The organism is Lentibacillus amyloliquefaciens (assembly GCF_001307805.1).
Taxonomy (GTDB): Bacteria; Bacillota; Bacilli; order Bacillales; family Amphibacillaceae; genus Lentibacillus; species Lentibacillus amyloliquefaciens.
In genome coordinates, this window is record NZ_CP013862.1 from 2210934 (window position 1) to 2226288 (window position 15355).

Here is a 15355-nt window from a genome sequence, read left to right on the forward strand (position 1 = left end):
TTGTTTGCACAATCCGTGTGGCATATACTTGAGATTATGACTAATTTCGCATCAGCCAACTTTTTTTAACAGGAGCGAACCACATGTCCAATGCGCAATCACTCACATCACTAAAAATGCTGCTATTCAGTTTCCATGCCACGAATACAATCATCCTCAGCTTTTTGCCGCTTTATTTGGAATATAAAGGGCTGAACGGCACAGAAATAGGCTGGGTGCTCGCTGTGGGTCCTTTGGCAGCGATAATTGCCCAGCCTTTCTGGGGATACATGAGTGATAAATATAAAACAGTCAAATATGTTCTATTAATCTGTATTTCCGGCCTTCTCGTCAGCAGTGTTGTATTTTTTCAGATGAATAGCCTCATTGCCATTTTGCTGGCAGGTTTTGTTTTTTATTTTTTTACATCACCGATTGGCGGGCTTGGTGACAGCCTTGGTCAGCGTCGCGCTGATGATTTGAATATATCGTTTGGAACCATCCGCACATGGGGTTCCATTGGATTTGCGATATCTTCACTTGTCATCGGACAAATTTTAACGGCAGCCGGTATCGAATATATGATCTGGCCGTATTTGTTTTTCGGCACCATTGCACTGATTGTCACGTTCAAGCTGACTGATGTGAAAGTCGAATCCGATCCGGTCCAGCTTGGAGATATCAAGAAACTATTAGGCAATAAACCTTTTCTGCTATTTTTGTTTTTCATCATGTTTATCACGATGACACACCGGACCAGCGACAGTTTCATCGGCCTGTATATCAAGCAGCTCGGCGGAAATGAAGGGCTTGTCGGCGTTGCATGGTTTATTGGTGTTGCGAGCGAAGCACTTGTTTTTGCGCTTGCCGGCCGCTGGTTCCGCAACTATCATACACTCATCTTTATTATCTTTGCAGGTATTGTCTATAGCGTACGCTGGTTCTTATATGCAGCGGCAAGCGACCCACTGCATATCATTTCACTGCAATTTTTACACGGTATTACCTTTGGCGTGTTTTACCTGGCAGCACTGGATTACGTTACGCGGCTGATTCCGAGGCTCCTGCAATCAACCGGGCACCTGATGTTTTACGCGGTATTTTTCGGTATTTCCGGCATTATCGGCTCTCTCCTGGGCGGCGCGCTCATTGATTCATACGGCGGCGGCACCCTTTATGCAGTGCTTGGTTTTTCGTCAGCGATAGGGACGCTATTTCTAACTATTTATCACACAATGAAAACGAGAAGACAAATCCGTGGAATATAAAAAAGCGAAGCCTCTCCAATTTGCGGCTCCGCTTTTTTTATTAACTCAAGAAGATAAAATACAAAATAAATATGACAAACAGAACATACATGACCGGGTTGATTTCTTTAATGCGCCCTTTTAAAATCATCGTGATTGGATAGAAAATAAAGCCCATGGCAATACCGGTCGCGATACTGTATGCAAGCGGCATCGTGACAACAGTCAAAAATGCCGGTACAGCAATTTCAAATTGATCCCAGTCAATATTTTTTAATGAAGCTGCCATCATAACACCTACGATAATCAGCGCAGGTGCGGTCACTTCTGCTGTTACAACGCTCAATAGCGGAGAAAAGAACAAGGCCAGAATGAAAAACCCTGCCGTCACAACCGATGCAAATCCGGTTCGCCCGCCAGCTCCAACCCCGGCTGTTGATTCAATATACGACGTTGTAGTGGATGTGCCGATAACCGCTCCGGCAACCGTTGCAGCTGAGTCGGAAATCAATGCTCTTCCGGCACGCGGCAATTTATTATCCTTCATCAGTCCAGCCTGGTTGGCAACTGCCACAAGGGTTCCTGCGGTGTCAAAGAAATCAACGAATAAAAATGTCAGAATAACAACAAGCATTTCAATCGTAAAAATGTCACCAAAATGTATGAATGCCTGACCGAATGTTGGTGCCACACTCGGTACTTCACCGACAATCCCGCCGATGCCTGATGGCGGTTCAATCAGCCCCGTCAGCATACCGGCAACGGCTGTTATAATCATCCCGTAAAAAATGCCGCCTTTAATGTTCAGGCTAAGTAAAACAACTGAAATGACAATCCCGAAAACCGCCAAGAGTACGGTCGGCGAGGTCAAATTACCTAAAGTCACTAACGTTGCATCATCCCCGACAATGATTCCGGAATTCTGAAAACCGATAAAAGCAATATAAACACCAATTCCGGCACCGACTGCCATTTTAAGGTTGCCTGGAATCGCGTTAATGACCTTTTCCCGCAAGCCGGTTAACGTCAATACAATAAAAATGAGTCCCGAAGCCAAAACGCCGGCCAGCGCAGTTTCCCAAGGTATTCCAAACCCCAGCACCACTGTATAGGAGAAAAAGGCATTCAGCCCCATCCCGGGTGCCAGAGCAATCGGATATTTTGCAAAAAGCCCCATGATTAACGTACCGATGGCAGCAGCGATCGCAGTAGCCGTGAATACAGCCCCCTGATCGATTCGAGTGACCCCTTCAGGCAGCTCTTCAATACCGACCAGTGCGAGTGTGGACGGGTTTACAAATAAAATATAAGCCATGGCCAAAAATGTTGTCATTCCAGCCATGAATTCCTGTCTGTAATTCGTGCCTAATTCTTCGAAGCGAAAATAATTTTTCATTTGCTATCCTCCAAACCTTCCCGGGGCTTTTAGTTAAAAGTTGTTATCTATGGTGATGAGAGCTGCTTTTCGAACCGCTGTAGGCAGACGCTTTCCCGTTGGTGTCGCCGCCTTCCGCTCCTTCAAAAAAAGCAACAATCAACGCGAAAACCGTCCTGTAGAAATAGCCTTCGCCAAAAATTCAAAAATAAAAACACTCCTGACGGGGCAAGAGTGCGAACAAAGCAAGAAAAAGCAATCTGAAGAAACATTAAAATGTTCACATCATGTACTCAATCCTGCGTAGTCAGACCATTTACGGTGATCCGGTAGAAACTCTTGGGCCGTATTCCCCAAATTATACGCATATATGAAATTATATAAATAGCCTACTACAATAATACGATATCGTCAACTTAAAAAACGAACATTAAATGTTTTTTTATGTCTTATTATTCGTTATTCCCACTCGATTGTTGCCGGCGGTTTGCTCGTCACATCATAAACAACACGGTTAATATGCTCAACATCATTCACGAGACGCGTTGATATTTTTTCCAGAACATCCCATGGAATGCGCGCCCAGTCTGATGTCATCCCATCAACGGACGTCACTGCTCTTATTCCAATCGTGTAGTCATATGTGCGTGCATCTCCCATGACACCGACACTGCGGATATCCGGAAGAACGGTAAAGTATTGCCAAATGTCCCGTTCCAGACCCGCAGCCGCAATTTCCTCACGCAGGATCGCATCCGATTCACGGACAATTTTAAGTTTTTCCTCAGTCACTTCACCCAGGACCCGAATAGCAAGTCCCGGACCTGGGAACGGTTGCCGCCACACGATGTTTTCCGGCAGACCAAGCTGCAAGCCGAGCTCTCTTACTTCATCTTTAAACAATGTGTTCAGCGGTTCAATCAGTTCAAATTGCATATCATCCGGCAGTCCGCCGACATTATGGTGTGACTTGATCGTCTGGGCAGTTTCCGTTCCGCTTTCGATAACATCTGTGTAAAGGGTTCCCTGTGCCAAAAAATCAATATCTTTTAGTTTGTCCGCTTCATCATCAAAAACATATATGAATTCGTTGCCGATAATTTTCCGTTTCTGTTCCGGATCATCGACGCCTTTTAATTTTGACAAAAACCGATCAGCTGCATCGATTTTGATAAAATTCATATCAAAATCATCCTGGAACGTTGCGGTCACTTCTTCCGCTTCATTTTTCCTGAGTAGGCCATGATCAACGAATATACATGTCAGCTGATTTCCAATTGCTTTATGGATAAGTGCTGCGACAACAGATGAATCAACACCGCCGCTTAAAGCACATAGCACTTTCCGGTCGCCAACCTGCTGACGGATATTGGTAACTTCCATCTCGATGAAATTCGCAATCGTCCAATCACCTTCGCAGCCACACACATCGTAAACAAAGCTCCTTAGCACCTCGTGGCCATATTCTGAGTGACGCACTTCAGGGTGAAACTGCACACCGTACAACCCGCGCTCTGCATTACTCATAGCGGCAATTGGCGTTGAAGGACTCGTTGCATCTGTCCGGAAATTTTCAGGAGACTTGATAACCTTATCCCCATGGCTCATCCAAACTGTTTGCTTAGCCGGGGTGCCGTCTAACAATTCCGGATTCTGGTTTAAATTAATTTCCGCTTTGCCATACTCACGATTCGATGTTTTGGAAACCTCACCATCAAAATGCAGAGCCATCAACTGCATACCATAACATATGCCAAATACCGGAATTCCCAATTCAAAAATTGCTGGATCACAGCGAAAACTATTGTCATCATAGACACTGTGCGGTCCGCCTGACAGAATAATTCCTTTTGGATTCATGTCCTTTACTTCGCTGACTGTTATCTGGTGTGAGTGCAATTCACTGTAAACACCATGTTCCCTGATACGTCTTGTAATCAGCTGGTTATACTGGCTGCCAAAATCCAGAACTAAAATCATTTCGCTTTGTTCCATTCAATTTCGCTCCTATCGTGTATTGCATTAGTGGCTTTCTTAGATTCATTTGACGGGCGGGCCTGAGAGTCTCGCACGCGTTTGTGCCACTCTTGCACGAGTTCTGTCTCGCCCTCACCTATTTAAAAAACTGGACTCCCACCCGCATACAGCCTAAAACTGTACGAAGGCAGAAATCCAGGTTATACGTCACGCAACCTATTGAAATCCGCCTTCATAGTCAGAGTATTTACGGTACTCCGGTAGAAACTTTCGATCCATATTATCGAGGATATATGAACGGCGCTAGCATTATTATTACCCGCTTAACAGAGAGCGGTCCGCAACAAAGCATAATCAGCATGCAGCGACAACTGTCTATTAGGGTACGGCTTTATTCAGCGGAAAAACCGTTCCACTGAATGAAGTTTCACTTAATTTTACTAAGCTATACAGCATCGGTCAAGTCATTATTTCCTTCATTAAATTTTTCCAGGAATCGCTTAATTGGTGTATGCCCTGTTCGTTTATTTCGTTTTTATACAAAATGCGTTCATATTGATGTGTTAATTGATTCATTGCATATGTCTCATAATGGAAGTCTATCTGTTGGGCGTACTCCCGTAATGTCTGGCCCGGGTCTTTGCCATATCCCTTATGCTTAAGCAGCACTAATAACCAATGATAGGCTTCCTGAAACGTCTTCGCATCTTGCCTCCGCTGCAATTTACGGGACAAATAAACCGTTCGCCACCGGAATCTTGTTCGGTAAATCAGCCATACTAGAAAACCAGCCGCCGGAATGGCAATCAGTACATACCACCAATTTATTTCAAAACCGCCCGAGTTACTGTCATTTTGCGCTGCTGCCGGGGCGGTCTCTTCTTCCTCAGGCATCTCTTCCTGCTGCCCCTGCGCTGACTCCTCTTCTTCAGATTCCAGCGCGCTTTCCTCACCCGTTTCATCCATGTTCATATGAAAATCTGTCAGATTGGAAAAACCTTGTGTCGGCTCAAACGGAACCCAGCCTTGGCCCGGAAAATACACTTCCACCCATGAATGGGCGTTGGCATTTGTCACTTCATAAACATCGTAATCATCTGATGTTTCACCGTTTTCAACGACCTCTCCGCCCGTGAATCCTTTTGCCCATCGTGCCGGGATATCAAGGGAACGCAGCATAACAACCATTGAAGTTGAGTAGTTATCACAGTAGCCTGCTTTTGATTCAAACAGAAACTGATCCACATAATCCTGATCCTCTTCAGGAACAGGGACATTGCTGATCTGGTACGTAAATCCGTTTCTGCCAAAATATGATTCAATGGAACGTGCTATATCATAGCGGTTGTCCTCATCTTGTGTGATTTCTTCCGCCAACTCAGAAACGCGATCCGGCAGTGAATCCGGAAGCTGGGTGAAATGTTCTTTCAATTCTTGCGGGTCATCATCAGGGCTCGTTTCACGCAGCTCATCAATTGCAAACGAAGGCATGTCATAATGAATGGTATATTGATCAAGCGGCATACTATTACCGTCCCTCTGTGCCCGGATTTCCCCGAACTGCGGATCCAACTGCAAATCTAACCTTTCCCTCTGGTCAGCTTCCACCTGATTGACGCCATATGGATAAACCAGTTTTTCCATTTGACTGTCTTCCTGAAAATCCAGCATGGTCTGCAATCTTTCCGTTTCAACAACATCATTTGCAAATGTGTCAAGCGAAATATTGCCACCGTACTGCGGCTCAAACCGGGGATCGCTCGATTTTTCCCAGCCTTTACCGGTATAGATATCTTTCGTTTCAACGCGCCAGTAATGCTCTTCTTTCGCAGCGGCTTGAAAAACCGGCGTATAGTCCTGGACAAACGAGCCGCCCAATCTGCTGTCATCCTCCCCGTAGCCGACTTTTTGTACGCCTCCGCCGACACCGGGGCCGCCGGCATTTTCAGCTGCACTTTGAATAAACGGAACCGGGTCAGGCCACTGTGGTCCAAACTTAGGTGCCGCATAACCGATCAATGTCGAGAATAACACAACAGATATAAGCGGAATCGCCCACATAGGCGCTTTTTTCGCCCAGGAAATGCTGATTGATTCTTTGCTGATTTCCTTGGAAAAGTTTGACAAACCCAAGGCCGCAAACGACACGATAAACGTCCGGACAATGGCGCCATCAGCTTCGTATGGTGTGAATGTATCTAAGAGACTTACATAAATGAATGTCAAAAGTGCAAAAACAAAGACACGCTTCATGACAATAAACCAATAATACAATAAATAGCTCAGCATCCAAATCAGCACTAAAAATAACATGCTTCGGAATAATGGCGTCAGTTCATACCATTGCTGAGAAAAGAGCGCATTAAGATTAAAGCCGACTTCCGCCAGAAACTGCTTCACCCAAGTTATGCTGAATATTGTCGGTGTCATAAACAGGCTGTCAAGAATAAATATGAGACCCAAGCCTTTCAGCGGCATCGACAGCCACCATTTAACACCGAGCAGTGAAATAAAAAAGCAAAACAGTGTATATAAAATAAACACAGTCATGTTCGTCACTTCACCGATCTGATTGACCGGGTAAAGCCACTCCATAAATAAAATAAACGCACAAATATATAAAAGTGAGGTGTAGAAAAATGGGGTTTTGGCATTCATACAATGTTCACCTCAATTATTTTCCGGGACAATTCATCTTCGGACAGCACATTGACGACCGAACCTTCACCCCGGAGCTGCCGGATCAGCGCTTGTTCTTCCGCCGAGATTAACGAAAACGCCTGGATGAAAATAACGACTAATTTTTTCGTCCTCTGTCTGAGGTGTCTGACCGTCCTGGAGAATTCATGATCCAACCGGGTCGTTATAAGGATCATATTGGCACCTGCAGTGATCTGCATAATTTCTTCCCGTAATTTGACGGCAAAGGGAATATTCCCGCCCGGCTGTACCTTCGTCAAATGCCTTCTGATCCAATCCTTTTTGGCAGGATCATGATTGAGCGGAAAATGAATGGTATCCCTCCCGATTGACAGAAAACTTGCCTGTGAGGTTTGCCTTTGAATCGATTCCAAAAGCGACATCGTCAGTTCAACACCACTCTCAAATGCCAGCTCATTAATGTCTTGATGGAAACTTGCGTCCAATACCACTAATGTGTCCGTGCTTTTTTCCTGTTCGAATTCTTTCGTGATCACCGTATTCTTCTTGGCAGTCTGCTTCCAATCAATCCACGAAAACTTATCCCCCGGTGTATACTCCCTGATGCCAGTGGCCACATTGGTGTTTTTTAAATTCATCGCACTTGAGGAAGCTGCACCCTGATCATAGCTGCTAAACCGCTCTGCAATTGAAACAGAACGCTCGTTTGGAAATGCGGCGATTTGATCTTCAACCTGAAAAACATGCTCTTTGGTCACCATTCCAAAAACGTCGCCGGTCCGGACCCGTATTGCATAAAGCTTATGTTCCCCCCTCGGGATGCCCTCAATATCGTACGGTATTTCAATAATACGGCGGAACCCCGGAAAGATAATTTTTTTAATCCGGCGGGCAGCGTTCATTTTTTCAGGCTGGCTCAAATAGCGGTATCGTTCACTGGCATTATCGGTTTTCTGTAATGTGTCAGGAAGTATCTCCTCACAGACACAATAGTATAATGGATATGGAAAGGTTCGTTTAATGCGAAGATTCACCTGTAGGTTGTCTCCGGCCCTGGTGACATGGCGGGAAAGTCTACGTGTGATGCGCCATTTTTTAATCGGATACAAGAGCAACCCTATATGGTACAAAAGAATCGGCAGGGCACCGTAAAAAAGAAACCAGCTGACAAATCCGCCCTGAAACATCGCAAATGAAAATAGCAGAAGCAGCATAAACACGACAAAACTCAGTTTACCGATGAATCGAATGCTGCCATTCATGAATTAAATTCCCTTCGAATCGGAATATGTGTATGTTGAATAATATTTTCAACAATTGAATCAGGTGTTAACCCTTCATATTTTGCTTCAGCATTTAATATAAGGCGGTGCGCCAATGTGTAAGGCGCCAAATACTTAACGTCATCAGGCAACACAAAATCACGGCCTTGAATATAAGCATAAGCTTTTGCTACCTTCATCAGGGCAATCGAACCACGCGGACTTACCCCAAGATAAACGGCGCTATCTTCCCTGGTGGCAGTTACTAGATTGATAATATATCGCTGGACATTCCAATCGATATACACATCTTTGATTTCTTCCTGAACTGCTTTTAATTCCTCCCGGTCCATTACAGCCGAAATACTGTCAATCGGGTGGCTTTTCGATGTCCTCTCAAGCATTTTCATCTCCTGTTCAGCTGTCGGGTAACCCATTTTCATTTTTAAAATAAAACGGTCAAGTTGTGCTTCCGGCAGCGGATAGGTGCCTTCATACTCGATTGGATTTTGTGTGGCCATGACAAAGAATGGTTCTTTCAGGGGGATGGTATTGCCGTCCACCGTGACATTTTTTTCTTCCATTCCTTCGAGCAAAGCGGATTGTGTTTTTGGGGATGTCCGGTTAATCTCATCCGCGAGTACAATATTACCGAGAATCGGACCTGAGCGGAATTCGAATTCCATCTCTTTTGGATTGTAAATCGATACGCCTGTTACATCAGCCGGCAATAAATCCGGCGTAAATTGGATTCTTCTGAAATCACAATCCAGTGATTTAGCCAGTGTTCTCACAAGCATCGTCTTGCCGACACCGGGCACATCTTCAAGCAAGACATGCCCTTGAGCCAATAATGCCACAAGGCTCAGCATCGCTTCTTCCTCTTTGCCGATCATGACTTTATTTATATTATCTAAAACCCGTTCGATCTTTTCATTATTTATGACAGTGTCCTGCATCATTCGGTCTACTCCTCCCAAAGAACTATTACATTTTTAACTATACTAAAGATGCTTTGTGAAGTAAAAGCGCGTGTTCAAACAAGCAGAATTTTTCCATTTTTCTTCGCCTTATCAATCTATTATAGGCTGGAATTCCAGCGTTTATACATTGGATTACCTGTCATCCCGTGCCAGATGTCGGATTGCTCCATCTGATAGGCCAGCTTCAGCAGCATGTCCTCTTTCCCTTTCGACGCCATCACCTGGACGCCCATTGGCAAGCCATCTTTTGAGAGGTGTACCGGTACGGACATCGCCGGCTGACCGGTAAGATTAGCAAGCTGTGTAAATGGCGTATACGTGAGGCTCGGCAAAAAGAGATCCCAAATGATGTTCTGCTGCTCCGCTTTATCGGCCTTGTCCATGTTGGCACGCCAACCTGTCTGTTCGTCCTCTGAATAGGTCAGCTCACCGACTTCCGGGGCCGTATAGGCTGCAGCAGGTGTGATAAAAAAGTCATACGTGCGGTGAAGTGCCTCCATTTTAGCCGTCGCTTCATCCCACGAGGCCAGGCTCCTTGAAAAATCAGAGGCCAATACTGACGTACCCGCTTTATGCAGCAACCACGTTTCCAGTTCAACATCATCGGGCGTTAAAGCTCTGCCCAGTGACCGTTCTAATTGGGAGGTAAGTGCCGAAATTTCTCCGCTGTTCATCATGTAGTAATCTTGCATTAACTGAACGCCATCAACATCATTCTCTTTTTCCTCAACGTTATAGCCCTCTTTTTCCAGCCAGCGCACTGTTTTAAGAACCGCTTCATGCGCATCACTTGAAACAGAGGTGCCGACCGGCGATTTTGTTGAGTAGGCAATTCTAATCGGTTTCTCAAAGCCAACATCAGCTAAATTTTTATATTCACCCGGAAATAGCGGTGTCTGAAAAGCCGCTTCCGGCTGGACAACCTGCAGAACATCAAGCAATGCTGCACTGTCACGGACGCTCCGGCTCAACACAAAACCGATGGAAGCACCTTGCCATTGCCGTCCCGATCCAGGCCCCACCGGCGTTCGACCGCGTGTTGGTTTCAGTCCGAACAAGCCGGTGAATGATGCCGGTATCCGAATCGAACCGCCGCCATCACTTGCACCTGCTGCCGGCACAACGCCTGAGGCAATTGCTGAGGCTGATCCACCGCTTGAACCGCCTGCAGAATGGTTTATATTCCACGGATTGCGTGTTGGACCGTAAATTTTAGGTTCTGTAATATTCTTCAAACCAAATTCCGGTGTATTCGTATGACCCATAAATACAAATCCGGCATCACGAAGCCTGGAAACGAAATTCGAATCATGTTCACTGATCATATTTTTCATTAATTTGGATGACGATGTGATGTATTCACCGGCCACTGCCTGCGAAAGATTTTTCAAGAGCATCGGAACGCCGGAAAACATCTGGCTGCCATGATTTCTCTTAGCCTCAATCACGGCACGGCTCTTACGGTCATGAACCACAGCATTCAAATCGGAGTTGACTTCATTCAGCCGCCGGAACGCAAGCTCAAGGAAATCAGCTGACGTCATTTCATTCATCCGGATAAGTTCAGCAATATCGATTGCATCCAATTTCATATAGGTTTGCAGATCCATGTAATCCCCCCGCATCTACTTTCACTCTATTGTACCACGTTATACAGGCATTGTGAGATTTTCTGATACCGCAATGTTCTTAATATTCATCACCCGTGCTTCACACTGACCGCGATTGACTCATTAAACAGTATAGGACATGTCATTGCTGCCAAACTAATGGTATAGGAGGGATTTTAATCATCGATATTATTGCCTGAAATAACCCGAAACTTAAAAGAAAGACAAGTGATGAGACACCATTCTTGCATGTCAAAGTAATTAGTCAGCCGGATCTCATAATAATGAGATGCAACTGTTCTTTTACAACTGAAAAATATTTTATTTAAAGAGGTAAACAGAGATGGGAAAATTAATGGGAACAAACAGAGGCAAGCTTGAAATGCTGCTGTGGAGTATTGCCCTGCCCGGATTTGGTCAAATATTAAATCATCGATATATTAAAGGAATTCTGCTTATCGGGCTGGAATTCATAGTGAATGTTATGGGCAACTTCAACGAAATCATTCTATTGAGTTTTAATGGTCAGATTCAGGAAGCTGTAAACCAAACAAATTATGGATGGCTGATGTTCTATCCATGCCTTTATTTTTTCGCAATGTGGGACGCCTATAAGGAAGGTGAAGGCAAAAGCAAGCCCTACGCTTTTATCCCTTTTGTGTTTTCTGCTTATTTCGTAACAGTCGGATTAATATTTTCACCGACGTTCACACTTTTCGGACAGCTGATTGGCCCTATGTGGCTTCCCATGCTGGGCGGATTGCCGACAGGTCTCATTATCGGCAATATCATTCGTTTGCTGCTGTTAAAAAAATTAAAAACAAACGGAACCTTGACATGAGAATTACTTCGGCAGTGCAGCGGCGTTTCCACATGTTCATAAGCTAAATTGTTATGATACGGAGCAGATAATAATTATAATGGACAAGAAAGAATACAGCACCTAAAAAAGGACGTGAGGCGGATGACAGTTGATGCGAGTGCCATTACACTCGAAAATGTAAACTATTCCACTGACGATGTACATATTTTAAAAAACATTACAGGAAAAGTCATAGAAGGAAATATTACCACCGTTGTCGGTCCCTCGGGTGCAGGCAAGACAACCCTGTTCAGATTATGTAACGGCCTTCAATCCCCTGACTCCGGGAACATCACTATCCAGGGGAAAGCAATTGACAACTACGAACCCGTCAAATTGCGCCGAAAAGTCGGCATCGCGCTTCAGAGTGCCACCATGATCAGCGGGAGTGTGCGGGAAAATCTTGAGCTCCCGTTAAAACTGCGTGGAGAAACGTTATCAGAGGAACGTGCCAACGAACTGCTGAGCCTTGTCGGGTTAAACGATATATCTATGGATAAGAAAACAAAAGACCTATCAGGTGGTCAGCAGCAAAAATTGTCCATAGCCCGGACACTCGTGAATCAGCCGGACATTCTGTTGCTTGATGAGATCACTTCTTCATTAGACAGCGTATCCCGCCAAGACATTGAAGAACTGATCAGACGTATTAATCGTGACTATGGCACAACCATACTATGGATCACACACAGTCTGCAACAGGCCATGGAAATCGGCGACGATACGTGGGTTATGATGGATGGTGAACTCGCAGAATCAGGCAAAAGCAGTTTTCTGAAAAAACCGCAAAATGAGCAGGTAAAGCAATTTGTGCGAGGTGAAATCGAATGAGTTTCCTGGCATTATCAATCTCACTTTTATTCGTTATCATTCCGCTTGTTCTATCTAAAACGCTTAACCTTGGACTTGAAAAAGACACCATTATTGCAGCTGTCCGGTCCATCATCCAGCTGCTTGCTGTCGGCTATGTCCTTCAGTTTGTCTTTGATTCGGAAAATATGATTTATATTATACTGATGATTGTGCTCATGATTGTGGCCGCAACACACAATGCACAACGAAAAGGTGCTGCCATCAGGGGAATAATCTGGAAACTTGTAGCAACATTTATTTTCGTTGAAGTTCTTACCCAAGCCATTTTGCTCGGGCTGAATATAACACCGGCCACAGCCCAATTCATTATCCCGATCAGCGGAATGGTCGTCGGCAATTCAATGGTGCTGGCTATTTTGTTCCTTAACCGTTTCACATCGGAAATCGAGGATCATCAGGATGAAACTGAACTGATTCTATCGCTCGGCGGGACACCGAAGCAGGCAATTCATTCACAACTCACTAAATCGATTCAGGCCAGCACAATCCCGACCATTGAAAGCCAAAAAACAATCGGTCTTGTTCAGCTTCCGGGCATGATGAGCGGTCAAATCATCGCAGGAGCAGACCCGGTCCAGGCAGTCCTCTTTCAATTGCTCATTCTTTTCCTTTTGCTGACAACCGCTGTCGTAACCAGCATTATGCTCGGATACCTGTCATATCCGACCTTATTTAACCAACGCATGCAGCTGGTGGGAGGCGCAGACCAAGATGAAGAGTAAAGTGAAACTTCAATCAGCAGGGGGGCGATCTCCCTCATGTTTGGGGTTTTCGCGCCCATGTTTCCGGTCTCTCGCCCATGTCCTGACGCTCCACTGATATTTCCCGTCCAGACTATACCCTTAGATGAAAAAAAGCCGCTTATGTTATCTCCAGCATCAGCGGTTCTTTCTATCATAACCCACAGCAATTTCGCCATCTTTAACTTCTGCGTCAACAGCTGCATTCGGCTTAAATCGGTCAGCTGAATCTTCAAGTGTGACTTATTCCTTTAAATTTCATTGGTTTTTGGTTGCATCTGTCTTTTCTTAATTTGGTTCTTTTTTCTACAATCGTTTTAAAGCATAAAAAAGAAGCATGATCTGAGAAGTATTCTCGAGTCATGCCTCTTTTTTCGATTTGTTTTCGATTTCTATTATAAAGGAAGGGTTATTTTACAAATGGAATGGTTCTGTGCATTCCGTTTCTTTGCTTCTTTTCGCGTTGCAGTTTAATCTGTGATATCTCTTTCTCATCAGCCCATAATTCTTGTTTATTTTCTTGTACGAGCTGATCAAACGTTAAGCTCTCATCATAGACACTCCCTGATTAAACAGTGTCTGGAAAATTTATAACTGACTATTCGATAATCCTGTAACGATTGTGATTAACAACAATATTCGGGTAGCCATGGTTTAATGTTGGATAATCTTTTGGTCTTGTTGAATCTGCAACAGTACTTTTTTGTTCGAGATGGCAGGACTTGTCCCTGCACTAAGATGCCATTCCGTTTAAACGCTACGGGATGTTTTGGCCCGGTTTAAACATTGCATCCCTCCCTTCGTATAATTTTTGAATGGATGGATGGGGTAAATCTTCTAACTCCTCAACCTCAAGGGGGGAGTATCTTTTATGGTACAGAAGAAGATTGGCAGGGGATTGGTGAAAATATGGCAGAAATAAGTAATTTAGCAGGTTCGTTTACTAATAATAAATTTAAAATAGCTCCTTCCCGTTTAATTGGAAAGGAGCTGTATCATACGTGAAACTATTGATTATTCGGACGGACGATGACTTCGTTAATATCCACGTTCTGCGGCTGATTGACTGCATAGAAAACCGCTTCAGCAATGTCTGTTCCGTGAAGTGGTGTGAATTGACTTCCGCGATTGCTCATTTTACCGAGTACATCTTCATCAGTAATGGTTTCCATCAGTTCTGTGTCAACCACACCGGGTGATATTGACGTTGTGCGGATATTCGTATTTTTCACTTCCTTGGCAAGGCCTTCCATGATCACTCTTGCGGCAAATTTCGTACCGCTGTAGACAGCACCTGAAGGGAAAACTTCATGGCCGGCAACAGAGGAAGTTGTTAAAATGTGTCCTTCGTTTCGTTCAATCATATGCGGCAGAACCGCTCCGATGCCATAGAGGACACCTTTTACGTTTACATCAACCATCCGTTCCCATTCGTCCACCTTTTTATTTTTCATATAACTGAGCGGCATGAGACCGGCATTATTGAACAGCACGTCAACTTGATTGAATTCATCAATGGCATATTGAATCAAGTTTTCCACTTCCTGCCGGGATGTCACATCGGTCGCTTTGATGGCAATATTGCCTTCGTATTCATTTAGCCGCTTTCGGATTTCCTCCAGCCGTTCCTGTCTTCTTGCCGCCAGGACGACATTCGCACCTTCATTAACAAACCGTTCAGCGGTTGCTTCACCAATCCCGCTGCTTGCTCCGGTAATAACAACTGTTTTTCCGTTCCAATCCATATAATCACACCTCATTTATAACGATTCTATTCTTGTTTTGC

General features: G+C 44.5%; 13 protein-coding genes, 1 pseudogene and 2 riboswitches. Of the genes and pseudogenes, 6 read left to right on the plus strand and 8 right to left on the minus strand.

Features of this window, described 5'->3' with window-relative positions; translation table 11 throughout:
• Positions 1-83 precede the first annotated feature (83 nt).
• A complete protein-coding gene (locus tag AOX59_RS11000) occupies positions 84-1247 on the plus strand; it encodes an MFS transporter (RefSeq protein ID WP_068445522.1) in 1164 nt (387 codons plus the stop codon).
• A gap of 40 nt (positions 1248-1287) precedes the next feature.
• Here AOX59_RS11000 and AOX59_RS11005 read toward each other — a convergent pair whose 3' ends face one another.
• Positions 1288-2622 carry an NCS2 family permease gene (locus AOX59_RS11005; protein ID WP_068445523.1) on the minus strand — a complete coding sequence of 445 codons (1335 nt, stop codon included), beginning with the start codon at positions 2620-2622 and terminating at the stop codon, positions 1288-1290.
• Between the two features lie 55 nt (positions 2623-2677).
• Here AOX59_RS11005 and AOX59_RS19695 point away from each other — a divergent pair, with 55 nt between their 5' ends.
• Positions 2678-2908: a hypothetical protein gene (locus tag AOX59_RS19695; protein WP_218917901.1), complete on the plus strand. Its 231-nt coding sequence runs from the start codon at positions 2678-2680 to the stop codon at positions 2906-2908.
• A riboswitch (purine riboswitch) is annotated at positions 2886-2987 on the minus strand. It overlaps the preceding gene by 23 nt.
• A gap of 73 nt (positions 2988-3060) precedes the next feature.
• On the opposite strand, the gene guaA is transcribed toward AOX59_RS19695, so the two are convergent.
• The 5 genes from guaA to AOX59_RS11030 form a co-directional block, all read right to left on the minus strand.
• Positions 3061-4596: a glutamine-hydrolyzing GMP synthase gene (guaA, locus tag AOX59_RS11010; RefSeq protein WP_068445526.1), complete on the minus strand. Its 1536-nt coding sequence runs from the start codon at positions 4594-4596 to the stop codon at positions 3061-3063.
• Positions 4597-4793: 197 nt separating this feature from the next.
• Positions 4794-4895, minus strand: a riboswitch (purine riboswitch).
• A gap of 142 nt (positions 4896-5037) precedes the next feature.
• Entirely contained in the window at positions 5038-7236 is a 2199-nt protein-coding gene (locus AOX59_RS11015; RefSeq protein ID WP_068445528.1) for a DUF4129 domain-containing transglutaminase family protein, read from the minus strand.
• Positions 7233-8501: a DUF58 domain-containing protein gene (locus AOX59_RS11020; RefSeq protein WP_068445530.1), complete on the minus strand. Its 1269-nt coding sequence runs from the start codon at positions 8499-8501 to the stop codon at positions 7233-7235. The genes AOX59_RS11015 and AOX59_RS11020 overlap by 4 nt, the downstream gene beginning before the upstream one ends.
• Entirely contained in the window at positions 8498-9463 is a 966-nt protein-coding gene (locus AOX59_RS11025; RefSeq protein ID WP_068445532.1) for an AAA family ATPase, read from the minus strand. The genes AOX59_RS11020 and AOX59_RS11025 overlap by 4 nt, the downstream gene beginning before the upstream one ends.
• Positions 9464-9582: 119 nt before the next feature.
• Positions 9583-11094: an amidase family protein gene (locus tag AOX59_RS11030; protein ID WP_068445535.1), complete on the minus strand. Its 1512-nt coding sequence runs from the start codon at positions 11092-11094 to the stop codon at positions 9583-9585.
• Positions 11095-11437: 343 nt separating this feature from the next.
• Here AOX59_RS11030 and AOX59_RS11035 point away from each other — a divergent pair, with 343 nt between their 5' ends.
• From AOX59_RS11035 to AOX59_RS11045, 3 genes are all read left to right on the plus strand, one after another.
• On the plus strand, positions 11438-11935 hold the full coding sequence (locus AOX59_RS11035) for a hypothetical protein (protein WP_068445538.1): 498 nt from the start codon (positions 11438-11440) through the stop codon (positions 11933-11935).
• A gap of 123 nt (positions 11936-12058) precedes the next feature.
• Positions 12059-12787, plus strand: a complete 729-nt coding sequence (locus AOX59_RS11040; RefSeq protein WP_068445540.1) for an ABC transporter ATP-binding protein — start codon at positions 12059-12061, stop codon at positions 12785-12787.
• A complete protein-coding gene (locus AOX59_RS11045; protein ID WP_068445542.1) occupies positions 12784-13551 on the plus strand; it encodes an ABC transporter permease in 768 nt (255 codons plus the stop codon). Before AOX59_RS11040 ends, AOX59_RS11045 begins: the two co-directional genes overlap by 4 nt.
• Before the next feature lie 427 nt (positions 13552-13978).
• On the opposite strand, the pseudogene AOX59_RS19700 reads toward AOX59_RS11045, so the two are convergent.
• Positions 13979-14101, minus strand: a pseudogene (locus AOX59_RS19700) (hypothetical protein); the annotation flags it as partial.
• Between the two features lie 287 nt (positions 14102-14388).
• Here AOX59_RS19700 and AOX59_RS11050 point away from each other — a divergent pair.
• On the plus strand, positions 14389-14574 hold the full coding sequence (locus tag AOX59_RS11050; RefSeq protein ID WP_156418686.1) for a hypothetical protein: 186 nt from the start codon (positions 14389-14391) through the stop codon (positions 14572-14574).
• A gap of 2 nt (positions 14575-14576) precedes the next feature.
• Here the strand turns inward: AOX59_RS11050 and AOX59_RS11055 are convergent, their stop codons facing one another.
• Complete coding sequence (locus AOX59_RS11055; protein ID WP_068445546.1) at positions 14577-15314, minus strand: SDR family oxidoreductase; 738 nt, start codon at positions 15312-15314, stop codon at positions 14577-14579.
• Between the last annotated feature and the right edge of the window lie 41 nt (positions 15315-15355).

What these genes read in the sequence shown, in the direction of transcription:
- AOX59_RS11000 (WP_068445522.1), top strand. Translation starts at nt 84, where the DNA reads ATGTCCAATGCGCAATCACTCACATCACTAAAAATGCTGCTATTCAGT.
- AOX59_RS11005 (WP_068445523.1), bottom strand. Translation starts at nt 2,622, where the DNA reads ATGAAAAATTATTTTCGCTTCGAAGAATTAGGCACGAATTACAGACAG.
- AOX59_RS19695 (WP_218917901.1), top strand. Translation starts at nt 2,678, where the DNA reads ATGAGAGCTGCTTTTCGAACCGCTGTAGGCAGACGCTTTCCCGTTGGT.
- guaA (WP_068445526.1), bottom strand. Translation starts at nt 4,596, where the DNA reads ATGGAACAAAGCGAAATGATTTTAGTTCTGGATTTTGGCAGCCAGTAT.
- AOX59_RS11015 (WP_068445528.1), bottom strand. Translation starts at nt 7,236, where the DNA reads ATGAATGCCAAAACCCCATTTTTCTACACCTCACTTTTATATATTTGT.
- AOX59_RS11020 (WP_068445530.1), bottom strand. Translation starts at nt 8,501, where the DNA reads ATGAATGGCAGCATTCGATTCATCGGTAAACTGAGTTTTGTCGTGTTT.
- AOX59_RS11025 (WP_068445532.1), bottom strand. Translation starts at nt 9,463, where the DNA reads ATGATGCAGGACACTGTCATAAATAATGAAAAGATCGAACGGGTTTTA.
- AOX59_RS11030 (WP_068445535.1), bottom strand. Translation starts at nt 11,094, where the DNA reads ATGGATCTGCAAACCTATATGAAATTGGATGCAATCGATATTGCTGAA.
- AOX59_RS11035 (WP_068445538.1), top strand. Translation starts at nt 11,438, where the DNA reads ATGGGAAAATTAATGGGAACAAACAGAGGCAAGCTTGAAATGCTGCTG.
- AOX59_RS11040 (WP_068445540.1), top strand. Translation starts at nt 12,059, where the DNA reads ATGACAGTTGATGCGAGTGCCATTACACTCGAAAATGTAAACTATTCC.
- AOX59_RS11045 (WP_068445542.1), top strand. Translation starts at nt 12,784, where the DNA reads ATGAGTTTCCTGGCATTATCAATCTCACTTTTATTCGTTATCATTCCG.
- AOX59_RS11050 (WP_156418686.1), top strand. Translation starts at nt 14,389, where the DNA reads ATGGATGGGGTAAATCTTCTAACTCCTCAACCTCAAGGGGGGAGTATC.
- AOX59_RS11055 (WP_068445546.1), bottom strand. Translation starts at nt 15,314, where the DNA reads ATGGATTGGAACGGAAAAACAGTTGTTATTACCGGAGCAAGCAGCGGG.